Here is a 20,712-nt window from a genome sequence, read left to right as displayed (position 1 = left end):
CATTGGCTCTGTCTACTCCCTTCCTCTGCGAATGACGCTTCCTGCGGTTACGCCGGTGTACACGCCGTGTTCGACGGCAATCTGCCCATTGACCAGCACATACTCGATTCCGAGCGGTTCTTGCAATGGATCTTCATATGTTGCCTGATCAATTACTGTGTTTGGATCAAAGACGACGATATCTGCCCAGTTGCCTTCGCGCAAAAATCCTCGATCCTTTAGCCGCAGCAATTGTGCCGGCGCCCCAGTCATTTTACGGACAGCTTCCCAGATCGGGAACACTTGTTTGTCGCGTGAATAGTGACCTAGTACGCGGGGAAATGATCCATACAGGCGGGGATGCGGTTTGCCTCCGAAGACCCCGTCAGAACCTACCATGTGCAGAGGGTGCTTCATCACCTGGAGAATGTCCTCTTCCACTCCCCAGTGAATAATCATGGTTACCGCCGAGTTCTCGTCAATCAGGAGGTCAAGCGCCGCGTCGGATGGGTCGACACCTTTCAGCTCTCCAATTTCCTTGACGCTCTTTCCTTCAAGTTCACGGTTCTTCTCAGAGGCGACAGAAGCGATGACGATATTGCCCCAGCCGTTATTGCGAACGGTATTATCGTACTCGCCGTTGGTCAGCATTTCGTGCTTGACCCGTTCGCGAATGGCCGGATCCTTCAACCGATCAAGCATCTCCGCTGTTCCACCATCATGCATCCAGGGTGGTAAGATCGCCTGAAACACGGTAGACGCCGCCGTATAAGGATACTGGTCAAAGGTAATTTCGATTCCCTCGGCCCGACCTGCCTCAAGCTTGGCCAATGCCGGTGCGAGCTTGTCGCGGTTGATGCTGCCGCACACTTTGAAATGCGATACATGCAACCTTACCCCCGATAGGCGCGCGGCATCAATCACTTCGTCCAACGCTTCCAGCGAGAGATTGCTCTCGTTGCGAATGTGGACAACAAAACAGCCGTCGTACTTGGTAGCAGCTTTGCAAATCGCCACCAATTCTTCCTTATTGGTAAACACGCAGGGCGGATACTGGATGCCGGATGAAACTCCGAATGCACCATGTCGCATTCCTTCTTCAACCAGCTCAGCCATTTTCCTAATTTCTGCGGGTGTAGCTTCACGCGCTTCAAAACCCATCGCCAGCGTTCTGACTCCTCCGTGCGGAACCAGATAGGTAGCATTGCCGGCAAGATTCGCGCTTTCCAAAAAAGCGAGGTACTCGTCGACTGTATTCCACGGCCAATCGGGAAAATCGCCGTTCAAGCCCTTTAGCTGTTGCTGCCAAAGCGGTTTGGTTACTTCAGACACAGGTGCCACGGAGATTCCATCTTGGCCAAACAGCTCTGTGGTCACTCCCTGCTGCACCTTAATCTTGTGAACGTCCGGTTTTGTACACCATAAATCGGAGTGAACATGTGGATCGATAAAGCCCGGAGCCACGATGAGGCCGCTCGCATCGATTTCCACTTTTCCATTTTCATCATCCAAATTGGAAATTTTGGATATTTTCCCTCCGCGAATCCCGATGTCTAATCGCGTCCATGGGTTCCCTGTCCCGTCACAAACCATCCCATTGCGAATCAGAATGTCAAACATGTTGGCCTCCTTCTTGGACTACCTCAGTGAACTCTTTTTCATAATTCTATTACGTAAAGAGGCTTGCGTTTAACTGGTACAACTGGCGAGGTCTGCCTCTTGAGACCGGCTGCTCTTCGCCGACGACATTCGCAAGATCGGATTGCTCCAGCCTGCTGAGAATCCGTCTGGCACTTCGGATCGTTATGCCAAAGCCAGTCGCCAGTTCGGCTGCGGTCACTTTTGAACTGCCGTGGCCTTGGCAGTATGAGATCAACCTGTTAACCGTACCCACGCTCAAGCCGGTTTTGCGGGCGAACTGTAACCGCTGTGGATCATCGCTGCGGACCGAGTACCCGATTACACGTTCATTGCCCAGCAAACCTAGTACGTTGCCATCTTGCATAACAATGTAGCAACTTCTACCACCGCTTACTCTAGCCTTTTGCAAGGCTTCTCTCGCTTTGATTTCCGCCTCGTTGGCCGTCCTGCCCAAACCAATCCCGATGCTGGCTGTGAGGTTCAGTTGGTTGACGATCTGATCGAGCAGCGGATAGTGGCTAAAATTAAGGGTCGTACGTTCAATGACTCCGCGTGTGGTGACAAATGTGATTTCATCTCGATCCGACCAATTCATTAGAGCTTGGGTTTCCTCGCAGTAGTCAATTAAGATCTGTTGCACGGCCAATTTCTTACGCTGCAGCTCATATTCGGAAGTGCCTGATTTTTGAGCAAAGCTGTCTACGCTAATAATCACAATCGCTAACTGTGTATCACTAAGATGTCTGCTTTTGCCTTCCAGCTCAGCCCGCTGTAGGCACTCTTGAATTGCAGTTTTGGTCGGAATAATACGGTAGCAGGGGACACCCAATTGTACTAGCTGCTTATAGACGGAATTCATGCAGGTAAGCACAGCATCTACCTGCTGATTCATCCATAGTTGGTAGTGAAACTGCATCATATCATCCGTTTTTTGACCAAGCTGGAACTCCTTCACGTACATCTTTTCAATTCTGATATCCAGTTCTTCCAGTCTTTCTTCAATATCTTCCTTGCGTAAAATGTCTATGCTGAACCGCAGGCGATCGTCTTTGTACCGATCTTCCCGCAAAAGCTGAAAAAAGACACGGTACAAACTCGTTCCATTATGCGGAAGATAGATCATCGGTTTCCCTTCCTCTACCTCTTCTCTAGCAAGTTGATAAGGAATCGGGCCGGCGAATAACAAGACGTCCACTTCGCTCTTGCACTGACCAACCAGACGTATTGTTTCCTCGACGTCTTTGTAGCCAAACGGAAGCAGGGTTATGGTCGGGAATGATATCGCAACATCTTTGACCTCCTCTACCAAATCGTATGGACCAATGAACGCAACTTTAATTTCCATCTTTTCCTACCACTTTCTTTAATCCTAATGATATTTTTGATCATCATGCGGCTGCATTATTTTAAATTATCAAAATCTTCACTCTCATCTTACCTAGATGAGTGAATATCGGTCAACATCCGTAAGTGGACCTTATTTCAGCAAAAAATCATCATATCCTGGATTCACAATCGTGCCAGCCTTCAACTGAGCGTAAAGCGAAATATTGCTGTTTTTGACATTGCTGCTGCCAACTACAAAAAAAAACCTCCCTTCCAACGCAAGGGAAGAAAAGGGAGGATTGCACCTTCTCAAGCCAGCTCTCCACCATCAATCGGAATGTGCTGACCAGTAATATACGCGGCCTCTGCGGACGCTAAAAACGCATACAAACCTGCTACTTCTTCCGGGTGGGCATGTCTTTTTAAAGGGATTTTTTCGTTAACCTGTTCCAACATTTCCGGGGTATATTCAGCAAGCTGCATCGGTGTGAGAACGTATCCGGGACAAACGGTATTGACCCGAATGGTCGGTGCGAGCTCCAGTGCCATTGTTCGAGCCAAGAGATTGACCCCTGCTTTGGAGGCATTGTAGTCCGCATAATACGGATGTCCAACCAGTCCATTCGTGGAAGCTGTCATCAAAATCACACCGTGGCCTTGGGAAAGCATCCGTTTCGCAGCCTGCTGGGCGGTGTAAAAGATGCCATCGAGATTTATCCCGAGCACTTTTTTCCACTGCTCCGGGGTGATATCAATAAATTTCGCTCTTACGCTGATTCCAGCATTGGCAATCAGAACATCTACTCCGTTCATCAACGAATCAATTTTTTCAAAGGCAGCCCCAACTTCATCCGGGTTACTCACATCCGCTACTACTCCATGCTTAATTGCCGAATATTTCTCCAGCGTGCTATGCAGCCGATCTTCATGATTATCGATGATGGTTACGACAGACCCTTCTTGCGCAAATCGGATAGCCGTGGCGAGACCGATCCCGCTTGCTCCACCTGTAATCACCACACGTTTATTGTGAAGGCTGTCCGCGTATCTTCCAGTCACCATGTTACGATCCTCTCCCTTCCCTGTTCGTTATTCAGCCCAACAATCTGCGAATCACTTCATTTGTTATAGTGGGGACGATCTCTGTGGAGTATTGCAATTCCATACGCTCGTATTTCTTATGGGCGTCATACCCGTAGGGCCCGATGTTGATAGCTGGCACATTGATGTCCCGAATGTCTTGATAGTCAACGTAGTGCTTGGTACCCCATCCGGGATTATTTTCAGCAACCGCAAGAATCCCCTCCTCATCGTCACTTAACGCCACGCAGCTCATATCACAAATATATGGAAAGAAATTTCTCGTCACAATGGGGTGCTGATAGTGTGGTTGTACCTGTTCCACCGCTTGCTCCAGCGCATTCAACAAATTTTGTTCACGTTCATTTTTGCCTGTCAGCTCAATGCGCGGGGAATAGAGCGATGAATAAAACAGGATGATCGCTGGGCTCTTATCCTTCATCCAGTTCCATTCCTCTTCCACGACTCGCGCTGCAAACATCCGTGTATCAAGACTTTTATCCAAGAGCAGCTTGTCTTTGAACTCCTTCATATGCTGCACATATGCTTCTCCGTTCTCTTCCACAAGCATTTTCTTCATATCCTCATAGATAATCACCCTTGTTTTCCACGGCAAATCCCGGGAAGGCTCGCCGATGCGCTCACAGTATTTTCGATAACGCTCTTGCAAGGTGCGGAGCGCATTCGTAAAGGCGATTTCTGCTTGCTCCTTCAGCATGACAAGCACGTCCTTGGGTGACCACGATTGGATAAAGAAATTATAGTAGACGTAAGAAGCCAGAGCAGTCTGTACCGTATAGGACGGCTTTAAATCCGTTTGCTTTAACGAAACCGGAGGCGCTGGGATCTCTCCTAATGATTCATCACACAAATCAGGATTATAGCTAATTTGTCTCGTTAGCTCTGCTGCTAAAAAGTTAGGGTCTAAACCTTCAAAGCTGGAGCCAACATGGGTTTCTGCCCCTGTAATGAAAAAGGAAGGCAGCAGTTTTCCGATTGTTCCTTTGTAAATATAACGATTCTCGTCACCTTCGAAGCGAGGAGCCACAAAGTCAGAATTAATGAGAGCTATATAATCAAAATGATGCTCCTCTCTCCATCTTTTCAAATCCTTAAGCGCAGACAAGACACCTTGTGAGCTGACTTCCTCGTCGCACTCTGCCAATAACACGAGATTGCCCGCAAGCTCTTCGGGGTGCAGAGAGTAGTATTTTAGTAGATAAATATGGCTGGCAACGCCGCTTTTCATATCTAAAACACCGCGTCCAAAGTGCCACTCACCTGAGTGCAGCTGTTCCTTTACTAGCTCTGGCAACAGTTCGTCTTGCAGAGCCTCCATCAGTTCACCAGGAAAACAGGCCTTGTCTTTTAAATGGCTGTAATCTTCAATGCCAACCGTATCAATATGTCCCATTAAGATAACGGTTTTGTCACTTTGCTCCTTCGTGCCTTTGACGAAGGCCAAGACGTTGTACCGTTCATACTCATCATTCACCGTGCGCGGCATAATGAGATGAGAAGGATTTTGTTGAAAATAAGGAAAGGAAGCGAGTAAATCATGCAAGCTCTTTGCGATGTCAATTTCACCTGTGGTATTGACAACGCTTTCAACCTTTACTAAATCATCGGTTAATCTTAGTACTTCTTCCCGGCAAAATAACATTTCATAGCACGCTCCTTTATGAAAAGTGTAATCATTCCTAACATTCTAACTTTAACATCTGCAAAAGAGCGGTTATTTACTGACCGTCTCATTCAGTTGGACATTGACACGCTTAGCCCACCATGCCGTTATAAACGGAACCAAGATAGCTGTAACGATGGCGCTGGCTGCAACCATTACCGTGGCGGAACCAGCAACGGAAGCATAAGCGGGATTGGCTGCAGCAACTATCGTTGGAACACCAGCAGCACTGCCCGCTGTGGTTGCAGCCGCTATTCCCGCGACTCCGTTACCCCCTGCTAATTTATCCGCGAAAAATAACGCCGTTCCTGTAATCAGAATGACAGCTACACCCAAGAAAAGCCCAACCAATCCTGCGTCCATCACTTTCCTGAAGTCAAGTCCCGCCCCCAATCCAAAAGCGAAAAACGGAACGAAAGCGGGAACTGCTTTACCAAACAAATCACGAAAGTCTTTATCCAGGTTCCCGAGAATCATCCCTATGGCAAGCGGTAAAACGGCTCCGATCAGAGTCTGCCAAGGAAAAGCGGACAGCCCTACTATCCCGAGAGTCACCATCGTCAAGAATGGTCCCGCTTCTACAGTCATGACTGGATAAGCTGCAATGTCCTCTTTTTTTCCATACTGATCCATCAAAGCTAAATACAATCCCCCGTTTGTATCGTTCATGGCAGCGACAATAGCCAGCACGGACAAGCCTCCGAGGACGGTTCCTTCCCCAATCATCTGGGAAGCAATGAGCGCGACAACGATGGAAGCCCCTACTTTCGAAAAAAGGAGGGACCCTCCTCTTTTCAAGATCTTTGGCGTTGTCCTGACATCAATGGTTGTTCCCACACAGACAAAGAATACGGCCAAAATAGGCAAAACTCCTTTAAAGAGGGCTCCTGTATAAGAACCAAAGAATTCGCCAGCGGTCGGGATAAACGTATTGATTGTGGCCCCTAACAAAAGAGGAAGCAGCATCATCCCGCCTGGTACTTTTTCCATTGCCTTTTTTATTTGCATCCACCTTTTCCCCCTTTCTCCATATTTAGCGTTTGTACAAATTGTTCAATCCGATTGCACCCCTCTGCCAATGTTTCCATGGAATAAGCATAAGCAATTCTAATATAACCTTCGCCGAATTCCGAAAATACATCTCCTGGAACTACAGCAACTCGTCTCTTTTCCAATAATTGTGTGACAAAGTCAAACGACTTCATGTTCCATTGTTTGATTGACGGAAACATGTAGAAAGCGCCATCCGGTTTGTCCACTTCAAATCCCATAGAAACCAACCGGTCATATACATAGTCCCTTCTTGCTTGGTATTCCTTCTTCATCTCAATCGGATCCTCGATGCCACGAGTAAATGCCTCGACAGCAGCATACTGACTAATCGAACTGGCGCAGGTAGCATTGTAAAGATGGACTTTTACCATTTCGGCAGTCAGGTAAGCGGGAGCAAATGTCACGCCTATTCTCCAACCAGTCATAGAATGTGACTTGGAAAGACCGTTGATTACGATCGTTTTGTCTCTCATTTCAGGAAAGGAAGCAATTGAAGTATGTTTTTTACCGTAAGTCAGCTCACTGTATATTTCATCCGTAATGATAAAAATTTCTTTATCTTTCAGCAGATCAGCAATTTCAGTCAAGGTTTTTTCGTCTAAAATACTCCCGACAGGATTGGACGGATAAGGAAGAACGAGACAACGCGTTTTTTCCGTCAGGTTATTTTGGATCATTTCAGCGTTTAGCTTAAAACCATTCGCTGACGTATCCACATATACCGGGACGGCGCCACAAAGTTGAATAAGCGGTCCATATCCGGGATAAACAGGTGCAGGCAGGATTACTTCGCATCCTTCTTCAAGTATCGTTCGAAAGGCAATATCAATCGCTTCACTCGCCCCGGTTGTGATGATAACTTCGTCGTCGGGATGGTAGGAAAGCTGGTATTTTTGATAAAGATAGTCGCTGGCGGCTTTTCTCAGCTCAAACAATCCCGCGTTATGCGTATAGAATGTTTTGTCTTCGTCTATCGCTCTCTTCCCCGCTATTTTGATGTGCTCGGGAGTCGTAAAATCGGGCTGCCCAAGCGTGAGGTTAATGACATCAGGGTACTTGGCGACCATATTGGCGATTTTCCTGATACCAGACACTTGCATTTGTCTTACCGCTTGATTGATTAGATGTTCCACCAGATTACCCCCATCTTTCGTCTACAAGACTTGTTGAAGAAAGCGGCGTGTCCGCTCATGTTGCGGTTGGGTAAAGAAGATCGTCGGGTGACCTTCCTCGATCATGTGCCCATCTGCCAACATGATCACGCGGTCTGCCACTTCCCGCGCGAAGCCCATCTCATGCGTCACCACAATCATCGTCATGCCCTCTTTTACTAGATCCTTCATCGTCTGCAGTACCTCGCCAACCAGCTCCGGATCGAGCGCCGAGGTAGGCTCGTCAAACAGCATGACGTCCGGATCCATCGCTAGCGCTCTGGCAATCGCCACCCGTTGTTTTTGCCCTCCTGATAACTGATCGGGATAATGATCCGCTTTATCGGTCAAACCGACTTTCTTCAATAGCTTCATCGCTTTCTGTGTTGCTTCTTGCTTGCTTTTTTTCTTCACGTGCACAGGCGCCTCAATTACGTTCTCCAGGACTGTCATATGGGGAAACAGATTAAAATGCTGAAAAACCATTCCCATATGCTCCCGTACCTTGTTCAAGTCCGTTTTCTTTGAATCAATCACCTGTCCGTTTATCTCAATCTCTCCACCACTATTCATTTCCAAAAAGTTCAGACATCTCAGCAGCGTGCTTTTCCCTGATCCGCTCGCGCCAATCAGCACCACCACCTCCGACTTCTTGATTTCTAAGGAAATGTTGTTCAAGACTTGCACATCGCCAAACGATTTCACGAGATTTCGCACTTTGATCATACCGTGGTCCCCTCTCGCAATTTCTCCTCTCTCCTTTTCACTTTGCCCGACTTCGCTTCCTTCTGCTTCCCGACATCCAATCTCTTCTCCAGCTTGTTGACGATAACCGTGAAGATAAACACGAGCGCTAAGTAATACATGCCGACAACAAAATAGGTCTCGAACGGCATATAGTTCTCCGCTTGCACAGAGAGGGCGTTGTTAAACAGCTCTGTTACAGCGATGTAGGCAACAAGCGACGAATCCTTCAACCCGATAATGAATTGGTTGCCAAGCGGGGGAATCGCTCGTTTGAATGCCTGTGGGAGTATAATGCGCCGCATGGCAAGCGCATAGGGCATTCCCAACGAACGGGCTGCTTCCATCTGTCCGCGGTCAGTCGATTGAATGGCTCCTCGGAAAATTTCAGCGATATAGGCCCCGGAGTGAATCCCCAAGGCAAGCGCACCTGCGGTAAAGTCGCTTAAGACCAATACACTTGAAATTCCGTAGTACAAAAACATGAGCTGCACAATCAAGGGGAGTCCACGTACCAAGAAGATGTAGAAGTCAGCAATCTTCTCCAGAATGAAGATGCCCGATACCTTGAAAAAGGCGAAGATCAGTCCGATGACCGAAGCGATCAGCAAAGAGACAATGGTTAATGTGACTGTTATCCAGGTCGCTTCTAAAAAGGCAAATCCATGTGTTTGGAAAATGGAGTAGATGCTCTGAAAAAATGTCATGCCGTTCAACACCTCCCAAAAGGTGCGCCGTTTCCAGCGCACCACTTTTGCCTATTTCAACAGATTCGTGCCAAACCATTTCACACTGATTTTCTCATAGGTCCCATCTTCGACCATCGCTTTAATCGCTTCGTTGATCTTTTTGAGGAGAACGGGATTATCCTTATTTACAGCGATCGCGATGTTCTCTTTTTCCAATACGTCTCCTACAGACTTGATTTGTAAGCCCTGCTCTTTGATGGCGGAAACCCCGACAATTTTATCGGTGATAACAGCGTCAACACGTCCAGGAACAAGGTCTTGCAAAGCGTAAACGTCACTGGGGTACCCTTTGATTTTGGAGGTGTATTTCTTAGCGATTTCCTTGTACGTACTTGCTTGAACGACGCCAATAGTCCGATCCTTCAAATCATCCTTGGTTTTCATCGTATCGTTCGTTTGAGCTACAAAGATTTGTCCGCCAGAAATATAGTATGGATCGGTAAAGTCTACCTGCTTGGCGCGCTCTTCCGTAGCAGTCATGCTCCCGATAATGGCGTCGTACTTCTTCCCTTTCAAACCTTGTAAAATCGTTTCCCACGGGTTCGTTACAGGATTGGGCTCTAATCCAATTCTTTTGGCAATCTCATTTCCAATCTCGACGTCAAAACCCGTGAGGTTGCCGCCGGAGTCTTTGTAGTTAAGTGGCTTTAACAGCCCGCTCATCGCAAAGGTAAGCTTTCCGTCTGTTACCAATTCCATTTTCTCTCCCGCAGGCTGTGCTGCTGGCGTAGAAGATTGCGTAGCATTTGAACCGCAACCGCTTAGCATGGTTAGCACTAGAGAGCCGACAAGCAATGTCATTGGCAGTTTCTTTTTCATGAATAGCCCCCCACATTTCGTATTATTTATGCGAGTATTCTTTTTCTGCCTTCTTGAGGTACGATCTCCAGGTGATAGCCCATTGCTTCGGATCATCCAATACAGATTCCTCGATCCTGTGCACAACGCTCGCATGCGGAGCCGTTTTCACGATCTCGGGCTGTTCATACGCTTCCTTGGAGATTTGCGCCAGCGCATTGATATATTCATCCAATTCCGCTTTGGAATATGACTCTGTGGGCTCAAGCGTAAACGGCTGGGGAACGACATACGGATGGTGACTGGTCCAGTAGTGCAGGCCGAAATCGCACATTCTGCGCTGCACGTCTTCTGTCGTTATCCCCGTTTCTTTCGTCAGCTGCTCCCAGCTGTAACGGACCTGCTCCAATCGTCTGCCTTTGATATAGGGGGCACTCGCTCCACGAATTTGCGTGATTTTATGGTACAAGTAGTTGTTATTTAAGACAGCTACCTTGGCCACCTCTTCCAAACCTGCTGCTCCCAAGCTGCGAATCCACGCATACGCACGCAATACCGCTGGTGGAACTCCGTAGAAGCTTCTCACTTTTCCGATGCTGTGTGCCAAATCCCGTTTGAAATGGTAGCGCTCTCCATCGAAATCGACGATTGGGCCTGGCAAGAATGGTTCCAGCTCTTTTGATACCCCAAGTGCGCCTGTGGCAGGCCCTCCGCACGCATGAGGAATCGAGAATGTCTTGTGCAGATTAAAGAAGCACATGTCAAAACCAGCATCTCTCGCACGGGTAATGCCGAGCAGTCCATTCGCGTTCGCCTGGTCGTAATAGCAGATTCCTCCCGCCTCATGCACCACTTGGGTAAACTCTTTGATCCGCGGATTGTAAATGCCTGTATCTTCCGGATTGGCGACGACAAATCCGGCTGTTCGTTCAGACACGACTTGCTTCAGTTCATCAAGATCGGGATAGCCATCTTTGTCAGGATAGAGCGTAATGATTTTAAAGCCTTTGACTGCCGCTGTCGCTGCCTGAGAAGGATGAGAGAAAATGGTGGTGATGATCTCATCACGCTGCTGGCCTTCTCCCCTCGATTCATGGTAAGCCCGCACAATCGATGCCATCGCAAACAATGCCTGCGTGCCGCTTCCAGGTTGGAATGAGAAGCTATCCATCCCTGAAATCTCACGCATAGCCAAGTCTAAACGGTACGTCATTTCCAGCATCCCTTGTGTAGTTGACTCGTCCTGCAACGGATGCAATTCTGCCATTTTGGGAGAACGCGCAAACTTTTCATTCACTTTTGGCGAGTACTTCATCGTGCATGTTCCCTGCCCCATTTCCACGTTGAGATCAGCACCAAGCGTCTCTTGAGAAATCCTGAGGTAGTGGCGAAGGACCCTCATCTGGCCAATTTCAGGCAGGTTCGGCAACTGCTTGCGCTCCATGCCCGCAGGGATTTTTGATAGGCCATCTCCTACAACGGCTTCGATCTCTTCCTCTACTTCGGGAACCTCTACCCCTCTTTCACCTGGCTGATGCAGTTCAAAAATAACCGGTTCATCCCACTTGGCTTGGTGGAATTTTCTCACTTTATGGTCTCTCACAATTCGTTTCATCCTGCCATCGTTCCTTTCTCTATGGTTTCTAGACAATCTCCCGGATCGCTTGGACGACTGTATCGATATCCTCTTTGCTGTGTACTTCAGTCACGCAGTAAAGAGCGCTTTGTCCCAATTCAGGGAAAGCCTGTGACATATCTACCCCTCCAAAAATTCCTTTTGCAAGCAGCGCTTGATTGATCTCTTTCACTGACTTGCCCGTCTGACTAAAATCAACGAGAAATTCTTTATAAAAAGCAGAAGCAAACTTGCACGTAACGCCAGGAATGGAAGAAAGCTGATTGGCCGCATATTGCGAACGCTGCATGATTCCCTGTCCAAGTTCCTTCATCCCATGTGGTCCCATCAGGGCTAGATACACGCCCGCGGTAATTCCCCACAGTGCTGTTTGCGTACCTACAGACTCCTTGCCTTTTTCACGCTGGGCAAATGAAGTGCGTTCATACGCCACATCCCCAAAACCGTATTCGCCTTCCACCTCCGTCGGAGCAATGCCAAACAAGCGAGACGGATATTCCATGACAAAGGTGGGATCGTCATGAGTAGCGATAAAGCCAGACTGCCCTCCGCCGTAATGCATGTGAACGCCTAATGGCTGCAAGTCACCGCATACGATATCTGCCCCATAATGACTAGGAGGAGCCAATACTCCTAATGAATTCGGATCAACGCCGACCACACAAATCGCTCCAGCTTGGTGGGCGAGATCGGCGATTTTCTGTCCGTTTGCCTCAATCGGCCCCAAGAAGGTCGGATTTTCAAAATAAACAGCAGCCGTATTTTGACTGAGCTTGCTCTTTAAATCGTCCAGATCCAGCATGCCTGTGCTCTCTTTGTAATTTACCAACATGACTTTTAGATCAGGGGATGCATAGTTTTTTATGATTAACAGTTTATCTGGAGAGATATTTTTGGGGAGAAGCAGTTCATTTCGCTTCGTGATGCGAGATGCCATGCGCAAAGCAGTTGATACAGCCTGTGCCCAGTCGAAGGTGGGTACATTGACAACATCCATATCAACCAGTTCAGCGACCAAGCTCTGGTATTCAAACAGCGCTTGGAAGCGACCGTGATCCTCGTAAGGTTCGCCAGCATAAGCAGTCAGGAACTCCGAGCGCGAGTTGATTTCATCTACAACAGAAGGAATGAAGTGCTGCCAGCAGCCTGCTCCCAAAAAGCTGATATTCTCTTTGCAGGTTGTGTTTTTATCCATTACTTTTTCCATGTGGCGCTGCAGCTCATATTCCGTCAACGCAGGCGGAATGTCCATCGCTTCCCTTAGACGTAAATGCTCCGGGATATCCACATACAAATCTTCCATACTTACTACACCAATCTCTCGCAGCATTTCCTGTTGGACTTGTGGTACAGAGTTGGGAATATAGGGATGAGCGACTTGACGGTTCTTTTTCATTGTTTTAGGTTCCTCCATTTCCATATTTGTGCGTGGCGATCTCTTCTTGCTTACGCTAAACCTCCGCCATCCACTACCAGTACCGATCCAGTCACCCATGCCGACAGATCACTCGCCAGGAACAGAACGGCATTGGCAATATCGCGGGGAGATCCCAATCGCTCCAGTGGCCGTCCAGCTGCTGATGCTCGTAAAAAGGAGCTTTCCTCTTGCTGTAATTGACGAGCTTCATCCCGCAGCAAGGGAGTGTCGGTATCACCTGGAGAGACACAGTTGACACGAATATTTTCCTTTCCATGGTCAATCGCCATGGCACGTGTCAGATTGACAACACCTGCTTTTGCCGCACAGTAGGCTGCCGCCTTGTCTCCGCCTTTCAATCCCCAGCCAGATCCCGTGTTGATAATGCTTCCCCCTCCTCCTCTCGCCATGACAGGAATGACGTATTTGGAGAGGAGATAAGCTCCTTTCAGGGAAACGTCCATCACCAAATCCCAATCCTGTTCCTCCAACTCCACAACCGTTTGGCGACGAATGACCCCCGCATTGTTAAACAAAATATCAATGCGTCCAAATGTTTCAGCAATCTGGGCTACAACACGCTCACAATCACTCTGAGAGCTGACATTGCACCTGTAGAATCTCGCCTTTCCTCCTGCCGCTTCGATATTGGCGGCTGCTTTCTCGCCGAGTGTCTCATTGATATCGAGCAGCATGATATGTACCCCGAATTCAGCTAACCGTTCTGCTGTCGCGAGACCGATCCCTGAAGCAGCCCCCGTTACTACCGCTACTTTTCTTTGTAACCGAAACACATCATTGTCTGTTTGCATGGTGATGATTTCCTCCTTCATAGTTGTAGCTATCCTGCATGCCTTCACTGTGAAAGCAACTATTGTGCCAATATTCTTATTTTGGCCTGCAACGCGGTTTTTCTCATTACACACATTTGTTCAGTTGATAAAACCAGATCTAGTTTTGTCATAACTGTCATTTTTATTGTCAAAAGACGTGACAAGCAAATTGTCATACCTGTCAAATTCATTTACAATTGCCAAAGAACGAATATTTCGCCTATTCCTTACCTTGCGTGCAAGCTGTAGCATACACTTCTTTAGAAAGAGGGTTATACATGCATTCACTTGAGGTATTCAAGCCATCCATTGAAAAAATCATCACCAGCATCTCTCATATTTTTGATGTTGACGCAGCAGTGATTGACCAAGATGGAAAGCTAGTCGTCAGCACTCATCGGTACTTAAAGCATAAAGGTCAAAGTGTGCACGTGCCTTCCATTGAAGAAGTGCTCACAAATGGGCGATATCTCGTGGACAAACCGGGTTATATGGATACTTGTTCAGGCTGCCGTTTTAATACTCACTGCCCGGCGAAAATGGAGGTACTAAACTGTATCAACCTGGAAGACCACCCCATTGGTGTCGTGGCGCTCACCTCCTTTACAAAAGAAGGGCAAAATCGACTCTCAAAACGATTGGATAAGTATCAACAAATTCTTCAAGAAGTGACCGAAATCATTGTCACGATTGTCAAACAGGAGAGACAAATAACCCGACCTGTTGCCATCCCTGTTCGGCTCCCCTCTTATAACTCGTTGAAAGGAACGAGTCAGGTCATCGTCGAGCTCAAACACAAGATCGATAAAATCAAAGACAGCTCTTCCACCGTACTGATTACAGGTGAAACCGGGACAGGAAAAGGACATCTAGCCAAAGCCATTCACGAAACAAGCAATCGGGCCACTTTTCCTTTTGTCGCTGTAAATTGTGCCAGCATACCTGAAAACCTGTTTGAAAGTGAACTGTTTGGGTATGAAGATGGGGCCTTTACCGGTGCGAAAAAAGGGGGCAAGCCTGGCAAATTTGAATTAGCAGAAGGAGGGACGCTCTTTCTCGATGAGATTGGGGATATGCCTATGCAGATGCAGCCGAAGCTGCTGCAAGTATTACAGGAATCAACTATTGAAAGAATAGGCGCAACAAGATCAATACCGACCAATGTGCGGATCATCGCTGCAACCAACCACAATCTTGAAGAGTTGGTCGCACAGAAAAAATTTAGGGCTGATCTCTACTATCGTTTGCATGTTATACCGTTAACCGTTCCCCCTTTGCGAGAGCGAGAAAGTGACATCGAAGAGCTGGCCTTTGCTTTTTTACAAAAAGGAAGAATGAAAGCAGGCAGAGACATCTTCGGTTTTTCATCGGAAACGATCGCCGTACTGCAAACGTACACATGGCCGGGAAACGTCCGTGAGCTTGAAAATGTAGTGGAATACGCACTGCATATGGAGACAAAAGATGAGATTACTGTGCTCAGCCTTCCGGATCGACTGTTGAAGCACAAAGTCAATCATGAACAAGCGATGAAAACAACACTGACGGATGTTCAAGCGGAAACGATTCGAGCTGCTTTGAACAAGCATGGGTACGATGGTAAGGGCAAAACAGAGGCAGCAAAAGAACTTGGTATAGGCATTCGGACTTTGTATAGAAAACTGAATTTACACGGTATTAAAGAACCTAAACCGTAATAGAAAAAACCTCTCTTCTCATTGAAGTGGAGAGCCTCGCAATAATGCGGGTACATCCATACTGTTCTCACTTTCACAGAGCAGTATGGATTTCGGGAGGTTTTTGCAAGCTTGAAACATAGTGATAAATTAGTGCATCCGTATGCACCTGTTTTCGTGTTTCAAATCTTGTCCTTCAACGTCCGGTTCAACCAAAAGAAAAGAACCAGAGTCTATCTGGTTCTTTTTAGCTACCTATACTTGCCATCCTTATTGGCTTACTCCTGTTTGTCGATGATCATAACAAGCTCTTTTCCTCTTTCGTTGATGGAACAAAAGAAACAGCGGTCTCCATAAAATACCTTGCAAATGCCGCCTCACTATGTTAATCGGCAGTAGCTTTCCGCTAGATTTTTTCGTACCAAATAGAAGACCTATTCAATAAAAACGTCCTGACTGCTATAAACCTGTTCCATACGCTCTTGGCGCGCTTGCATAACATCTCGATTCCTCGCCATAATACCAAGGCTCAGTATATGCAAAATACTATGTACCGCAGCCATGGAGTTGTTTCCGGTATTGATGTCTACATTTAATTCAGAAATCAACGCGATGTCACTGATGCGACCGACTGGCGACAGTAGGCGATCCGTGACGGCAATCAGCTTGCTGCCCAGCATTTTGGCTGCTTCGGCAATTTTGTAGGACTCTTTGGAATATCGCGGAAAGGAAATGACGATAACTGCGGAATTTTCATTCATGCTAAATAGCTTCTCATATGAATTCCCACCTGCAGGGCATAAATGCACGTTCTCCCGCGCCATTCCCAGCACAAATGACAGCCAGTTTGCCGCTGCATGTGAGCCACGGTGCCCGATGATGAGAATGTTGTCTGCCTTCGTCAATATGTCGACGGCACTCCACATTTCTGCCTCGTTTAATAGAGTGAGATTGTGCTGCATAATCGCAATCTCATTTTCCAGCGTCTGTCTGAACAGATTTTCTTCTCCTGCCGTCGTGATTGGATTCGGCCTGCGATTTGGCTGCTGAGCAGATGAAGTTCCTTGCACGATTTGCTGCTGGATTTTCCCCTGCATTTCAGTAAAGCCACTAAAACCAAGTGCATAAGACAAGCGAATCACAGTCGTTTCGCTCACTTCTGCTTCTCGGGCAATCTGTACGACCGTGTTGAAAGCCGCTTGATCCAAATGCTGCACAAGATGTGCGGCTACTTTCCTCTGCGCAGCGGATAGGCCATTATATTTTTCTTTTACTAGATTCTCAAATGTCATTTGCTCCTGCATAAAGTGCCCCTCCGATACTTAATTTCCGCTATCTGCTTAGTTGTTTTGTCTGCTATATATTTCAGTATCCTATCCTCTATCTTATTACTATAGGCTATTCCCTCCAAGTACACATTCACGTAAATGGTTACTTTGACAAAAAAGTTTACACTCGCACCATAAGAAATGCCATATGCGACAACTGAATGAGATAAGAACACCTCTATCGATTCCTTCTCAGGGATGAGCGACCGCGTCTTAGCGGAAAGTTTATCGAAGTGATGCCAGAAGCGGACGCTGAGGCACTTCTTCATGCGCTTCAGAATTCAAAAGCGTTCACGCTTATAAATTCTGATACGTTGAAAAAAGAAACGAAATCAGCTGCACACTGATCCCGTTTCTCCCTGTTCATTACCACATTTCCCACAGATATGACCTTACTCTAGCCGTTTTGTCTAGTCTGCAAAACGGGAAGCTTTACATGGCTTGGATACTCTGCGTCATGAAATACCTGTTGCGTAGCGACGATAAAAGCAATGTCAGTTGCTGGATCATTGCCAGTATTGTGGTTGGGAAACGCTAAATTTTTAGCTCCTGATGTGACAGATACACGGACACAGTGTCCCTTTTTGAATGTATTGGCAATTTTGCTCATTTTGATTTCGTAACACTCTATTTTTCCTGGTTCCAGCAATTCCGGTTGGTGTGTGGAATGGCGGTAACGGGCACGGATCAGCCCATCCGAAAGCCGGATGGAGTTGCCCTCCTCATCCACATCCGTTAGTCGCACCAGCCAATCGGTATCCCGAGCCGAGCTGGAAGCATAGAGCACTGCGTATATGTCTCCGGCGATAACAAGCTCCTCTTCAAGCGGTGGCGTAGTGTATACCAAGACATCTTCTCGCAGCTCTACCTCATAGTAGTTCTCAGGTACACTGCACTCATTTTCCGACATATCGATGAGAAAAGGGGCGGCATCCTGCGGATCAAACTGATAGCTGTCGGGTTTTTGATTCGCAAACGCTTCTTGCGCAGAAAGCACTCCGTCCCCGCGGCTTGTTTGCGCCTGTCCACCACTCAGCAAGTAATACGGCGTATATACAACCTCCTGCGGCGGCCAGTTTTCACTGGTCTTCCACTCGTCTTCCCCCACCATGTAATACTGGACGCGCGGCCCTTGTTCCACTGCGTTATCCATCCCTTTGAGAAAGCGGTCAAACCAGCGCTGCTGCAGGATATCCAGATCATAGCGGATCGCATTGTTGCCAAATTGCACATTGTGAATGGATCGAGTCGTATTGGCTTGGTGGTACCAAGGACCCAAGATCAGCTTTAGGTTTTCTCGTTCGTGCTTTTCACACATCTCCCATGCTTCTGTGGTTCCAGCCCCGTTATCGTCGTACCAGCCTGAGATTAGTAACGCAGGTACGTTTACTTTATCCCCGTATAAGCTCCAATCCGCTCTCGCCCAGAAATCGTCGTTGTCAGAATGACTCATCCATTCATTCCAGAATTGGACTTCCTTGCCCAACGCTTTTGTAGGAATATCTATCAACGGTCGAATGGCCAACACTTCATCCCAATCATCCCGAACGGCTGCTTCAAAGTCTTTCTTACGGTCTGCCATGGCAAATGCCCAAGCCAATGTACCGGAGAGGATCGTCCCGCCTTTTCGAGGCAAATCGACGAAAGGAGTACCGGCAGTCACATAGCTGACAAGCGCTTGCAGATGCGGATTTCCTGATGCGGCCGCTGCCCATTGGACAAATCCGCCATACGACCCACCGATCATGCCCACTTTTCCATCTGACCACGATTGAGCTGCAATCCAGTTTAACGTGTCATCGCCATCTTCTATCTCATTGGCGCACGGCAGCCATTCACCCTCTGAATCTTCACGTCCACGCGTATCCTGTGAAACCAGGGCATAGCCCCTTCTTACAAAGCGCAGCCATTGCGAACCCCCGAAATGTTCAGTGACTCTGCCATACGGTGTGCGGACAAGGATCGTCGGTACCCGATTTCCTTCTGGCATTCCACTCGGCAGCCACACTTCAGTAGCGAGCTTGATGCCATCGCGCATGGTTACATCGTGTCTCCCCAACCGGGTGACGCCATATTCTGCCTTGGAGAGCAGCGAATGGTTCCATTCAGACAGCGGAGTAAGTTCTTCAAAGCCTGGTTTAACCAGAACGGTGCTTTCACCTCTGCCACTGAACAAAAAAGCAATAATTTGCTGATCCAAAACTATCAGATCGATCGGCAGCTTCTCATCTCGAAGTGCCCATACCCACGCCGTTTTTATCTCGCCTTGGATGTGTGCTGACACTTGAAAATACCGCTGATAATGTCCACCCCAGCTCGTCACCACATCATCGGCTGCATCCCAATCCGTTGTGTTCCACTCGCCCAACCGCTCAGCGATCGACTGCAGTGGTAAGCTGTACCCTTGGTTTTCAGATGAAATCTCTGTGAGCTCCGTCCAGCCGTCCTTTTCCAATGTCCTCCTGCGTTGAAGCCATCCATTGTCCGTATCGTACAAATCGGCGAGATGAATGCCGGATTCATAAAGCTTGTACGTTTCACCCTTCGGAATGATCGGTTCCATAAGCTTAAGCCTCCTGTCTCTTTCTCGAACGTTTTATCGCCATACCTCTCGATACAAATGGAGGAAATTATGCCCCATGATCAGCTCGATTGCCCTGTCTGTATAGCCTCTTTTTTCGAGGACATGGATGATCTGGGGAACACTGGAATGCCGCTTCACAATATCGAATGGCTTGCGTGGCATCGATGCAATACTATCCGGCGAAACATATTTCATGAATTCATCGGTAATGTCCAGCCCCAGCCCCACATGCTCCACGCCTGCGAGCTTCACGATATGGTCAATATGATCGACCAGATGTTCTACGTCCGCTTCTTCGTCTGTTTCGGAAACAAAGAAACTGACCGCATTCATGCCAACGACGCCGCCTGTGCCTGCGATCGCTTTAATTTGCTCGTCTGTGAGATTCCGCATGGAGGATGCCAATGCCCGACAGTTCGAATGAGAAGCGATAACCGGCTTTTTGACAAACGACATCACATCCCAAAAACCTTCATCGTTGATATGACTGACATCGATGATGATCCCCATCTCTTCTGCTGCTTCGATCAATTGAACACCAAAATCTGTAATTCCGCCCGGTCTACCTTCCCGCACGGAGCTGAAATGACTCCCATCTCCCACGAAATTTCGACGACTCCACGTCAGCCCCAGAAACCGTACGCCCAGCTCATAAAAAATACGCAGCATGCTCAAGTCGTTATAAAGTGGTTCGGCACCCTCTAAGGACAGTACGAAGCCTTGCTTGCCCGTGCTTTGCGCCGTGAGCAAATCATCGACGCTTTTGCACACCATGATTTTGTCAGGTGATTCGGCTGCCTCTGCATGCAACGAGCTGATTTGCTGCAGAGCTTTTCGCAAACCCATTTCCGGCAAAAAACTACTGTCAACAAAGATCGCGCAAATGACCGCCCCAATCCCGCCTGCTTGAAAGTCAGGTAGATAATGGGTTTCAATTACCTTTTTTTTGCCTTGTTCCCGTTGAATGGCGACATCCATCAAAAGATCAAAATGACCATCGATAATAAGTGACATCTGCGTTACTCTCCTCTCC

The 20,712-nt window shown here is 47.7% G+C and carries 16 protein-coding genes; 1 reads left to right on the top strand and 15 read right to left on the bottom strand.

Features of this window, described 5'->3' with window-relative positions; translation table 11 throughout:
• Window positions 1-12: 12 nt before the first annotated feature.
• The 12 genes from AN963_RS08470 to AN963_RS08415 all read right to left on the bottom strand — a co-directional run bounded on the left by AN963_RS08470 (window position 13) and on the right by AN963_RS08415 (window position 14,070).
• Window positions 13-1,599 carry an N-acyl-D-amino-acid deacylase family protein gene (locus AN963_RS08470; protein ID WP_055744055.1) on the bottom strand — a complete coding sequence of 529 codons (1,587 nt, stop codon included), beginning with the start codon at window positions 1,597-1,599 and terminating at the stop codon, window positions 13-15.
• A gap of 49 nt (window positions 1,600-1,648) precedes the next feature.
• Window positions 1,649-2,965 (bottom strand): helix-turn-helix domain-containing protein, encoded by a 1,317-nt coding sequence (locus tag AN963_RS08465; RefSeq protein WP_055744054.1) that lies wholly within the window; start codon window positions 2,963-2,965, stop codon window positions 1,649-1,651.
• A gap of 290 nt (window positions 2,966-3,255) precedes the next feature.
• Entirely contained in the window at window positions 3,256-4,008 is a 753-nt protein-coding gene (locus AN963_RS08460) for an SDR family NAD(P)-dependent oxidoreductase (RefSeq protein WP_055744053.1), read from the bottom strand.
• Between the two features lie 31 nt (window positions 4,009-4,039).
• Window positions 4,040-5,689, bottom strand: a complete 1,650-nt coding sequence (locus AN963_RS08455) for a M20/M25/M40 family metallo-hydrolase (RefSeq protein WP_055744052.1) — start codon at window positions 5,687-5,689, stop codon at window positions 4,040-4,042.
• 72 nt (window positions 5,690-5,761) lie between these two features.
• Window positions 5,762-6,718: a 2-keto-3-deoxygluconate permease gene (locus AN963_RS08450; protein WP_055744051.1), complete on the bottom strand. Its 957-nt coding sequence runs from the start codon at window positions 6,716-6,718 to the stop codon at window positions 5,762-5,764.
• Window positions 6,709-7,896: an aminotransferase A gene (locus tag AN963_RS08445; protein WP_055744050.1), complete on the bottom strand. Its 1,188-nt coding sequence runs from the start codon at window positions 7,894-7,896 to the stop codon at window positions 6,709-6,711. Before AN963_RS08445 ends, AN963_RS08450 begins: the two co-directional genes overlap by 10 nt.
• A 21-nt stretch (window positions 7,897-7,917) precedes the next feature.
• Window positions 7,918-8,640: an amino acid ABC transporter ATP-binding protein gene (locus AN963_RS08440; RefSeq protein ID WP_055744049.1), complete on the bottom strand. Its 723-nt coding sequence runs from the start codon at window positions 8,638-8,640 to the stop codon at window positions 7,918-7,920.
• Entirely contained in the window at window positions 8,637-9,365 is a 729-nt protein-coding gene (locus AN963_RS08435; protein WP_055744048.1) for an amino acid ABC transporter permease, read from the bottom strand. Before AN963_RS08435 ends, AN963_RS08440 begins: the two co-directional genes overlap by 4 nt.
• Before the next feature lie 51 nt (window positions 9,366-9,416).
• Window positions 9,417-10,226: an ABC transporter substrate-binding protein gene (locus AN963_RS08430; protein ID WP_055744047.1), complete on the bottom strand. Its 810-nt coding sequence runs from the start codon at window positions 10,224-10,226 to the stop codon at window positions 9,417-9,419.
• A gap of 22 nt (window positions 10,227-10,248) precedes the next feature.
• A complete protein-coding gene (gcvPB, locus tag AN963_RS08425; protein ID WP_055744046.1) occupies window positions 10,249-11,820 on the bottom strand; it encodes an aminomethyl-transferring glycine dehydrogenase subunit GcvPB in 1,572 nt (523 codons plus the stop codon).
• 28 nt (window positions 11,821-11,848) lie between these two features.
• The gene (gene gcvPA, locus AN963_RS08420) at window positions 11,849-13,237 is read right to left on the bottom strand and encodes an aminomethyl-transferring glycine dehydrogenase subunit GcvPA (RefSeq protein ID WP_055744045.1); all 1,389 of its coding nucleotides are present in this window, start codon (window positions 13,235-13,237) and stop codon (window positions 11,849-11,851) included.
• A gap of 50 nt (window positions 13,238-13,287) precedes the next feature.
• Window positions 13,288-14,070, bottom strand: a complete 783-nt coding sequence (locus AN963_RS08415) for an SDR family NAD(P)-dependent oxidoreductase (protein ID WP_055744507.1) — start codon at window positions 14,068-14,070, stop codon at window positions 13,288-13,290.
• Between the two features lie 299 nt (window positions 14,071-14,369).
• Here AN963_RS08415 and AN963_RS08410 point away from each other — a divergent pair, with 299 nt between their 5' ends.
• The gene (locus AN963_RS08410) at window positions 14,370-15,788 is read left to right on the top strand and encodes a sigma-54 interaction domain-containing protein (protein WP_055744044.1); all 1,419 of its coding nucleotides are present in this window, start codon (window positions 14,370-14,372) and stop codon (window positions 15,786-15,788) included.
• A gap of 413 nt (window positions 15,789-16,201) precedes the next feature.
• On the opposite strand, the gene AN963_RS08405 is transcribed toward AN963_RS08410, so the two are convergent.
• From AN963_RS08405 to AN963_RS08390, 3 genes are all read right to left on the bottom strand, one after another.
• Window positions 16,202-17,071 carry a MurR/RpiR family transcriptional regulator gene (locus AN963_RS08405; protein WP_055744043.1) on the bottom strand — a complete coding sequence of 290 codons (870 nt, stop codon included), beginning with the start codon at window positions 17,069-17,071 and terminating at the stop codon, window positions 16,202-16,204.
• Window positions 17,072-17,492: 421 nt separating this feature from the next.
• Complete coding sequence (locus tag AN963_RS08395; RefSeq protein WP_055744041.1) at window positions 17,493-19,658, bottom strand: CocE/NonD family hydrolase; 2,166 nt, start codon at window positions 19,656-19,658, stop codon at window positions 17,493-17,495.
• 33 nt (window positions 19,659-19,691) lie between these two features.
• On the bottom strand, window positions 19,692-20,693 hold the full coding sequence (locus AN963_RS08390; RefSeq protein ID WP_055744040.1) for a dipeptidase: 1,002 nt from the start codon (window positions 20,691-20,693) through the stop codon (window positions 19,692-19,694).
• Window positions 20,694-20,712 lie beyond the last annotated feature (19 nt).

The organism is Brevibacillus choshinensis, from assembly GCF_001420695.1.
Classification (GTDB): Bacteria; Bacillota; Bacilli; order Brevibacillales; family Brevibacillaceae; genus Brevibacillus; species Brevibacillus choshinensis.
The sequence above is the reverse complement of the archived record's forward strand: the minus strand, read 5'-3'. Positions and strand labels throughout refer to the sequence as shown.

Coding starts and splice junctions, on each gene's coding strand:
- AN963_RS08470 (WP_055744055.1), bottom strand. CDS start 1,599: ATGTTTGACATTCTGATTCGCAATGGGATGGTTTGTGACGGGACAGGG.
- AN963_RS08465 (WP_055744054.1), bottom strand. CDS start 2,965: ATGGAAATTAAAGTTGCGTTCATTGGTCCATACGATTTGGTAGAGGAG.
- AN963_RS08460 (WP_055744053.1), bottom strand. CDS start 4,008: ATGGTGACTGGAAGATACGCGGACAGCCTTCACAATAAACGTGTGGTG.
- AN963_RS08455 (WP_055744052.1), bottom strand. CDS start 5,689: ATGTTATTTTGCCGGGAAGAAGTACTAAGATTAACCGATGATTTAGTA.
- AN963_RS08450 (WP_055744051.1), bottom strand. CDS start 6,718: ATGCAAATAAAAAAGGCAATGGAAAAAGTACCAGGCGGGATGATGCTG.
- AN963_RS08440 (WP_055744049.1), bottom strand. CDS start 8,640: ATGATCAAAGTGCGAAATCTCGTGAAATCGTTTGGCGATGTGCAAGTC.
- AN963_RS08435 (WP_055744048.1), bottom strand. CDS start 9,365: ATGACATTTTTTCAGAGCATCTACTCCATTTTCCAAACACATGGATTT.
- AN963_RS08430 (WP_055744047.1), bottom strand. CDS start 10,226: ATGAAAAAGAAACTGCCAATGACATTGCTTGTCGGCTCTCTAGTGCTA.
- gcvPB (WP_055744046.1), bottom strand. CDS start 11,820: ATGAAACGAATTGTGAGAGACCATAAAGTGAGAAAATTCCACCAAGCC.
- gcvPA (WP_055744045.1), bottom strand. CDS start 13,237: ATGAAAAAGAACCGTCAAGTCGCTCATCCCTATATTCCCAACTCTGTA.
- AN963_RS08415 (WP_055744507.1), bottom strand. CDS start 14,070: ATGCAAACAGACAATGATGTGTTTCGGTTACAAAGAAAAGTAGCGGTA.
- AN963_RS08410 (WP_055744044.1), top strand. CDS start 14,370: ATGCATTCACTTGAGGTATTCAAGCCATCCATTGAAAAAATCATCACC.
- AN963_RS08405 (WP_055744043.1), bottom strand. CDS start 17,071: ATGCAGGAGCAAATGACATTTGAGAATCTAGTAAAAGAAAAATATAAT.
- AN963_RS08395 (WP_055744041.1), bottom strand. CDS start 19,658: ATGGAACCGATCATTCCGAAGGGTGAAACGTACAAGCTTTATGAATCC.
- AN963_RS08390 (WP_055744040.1), bottom strand. CDS start 20,693: ATGTCACTTATTATCGATGGTCATTTTGATCTTTTGATGGATGTCGCC.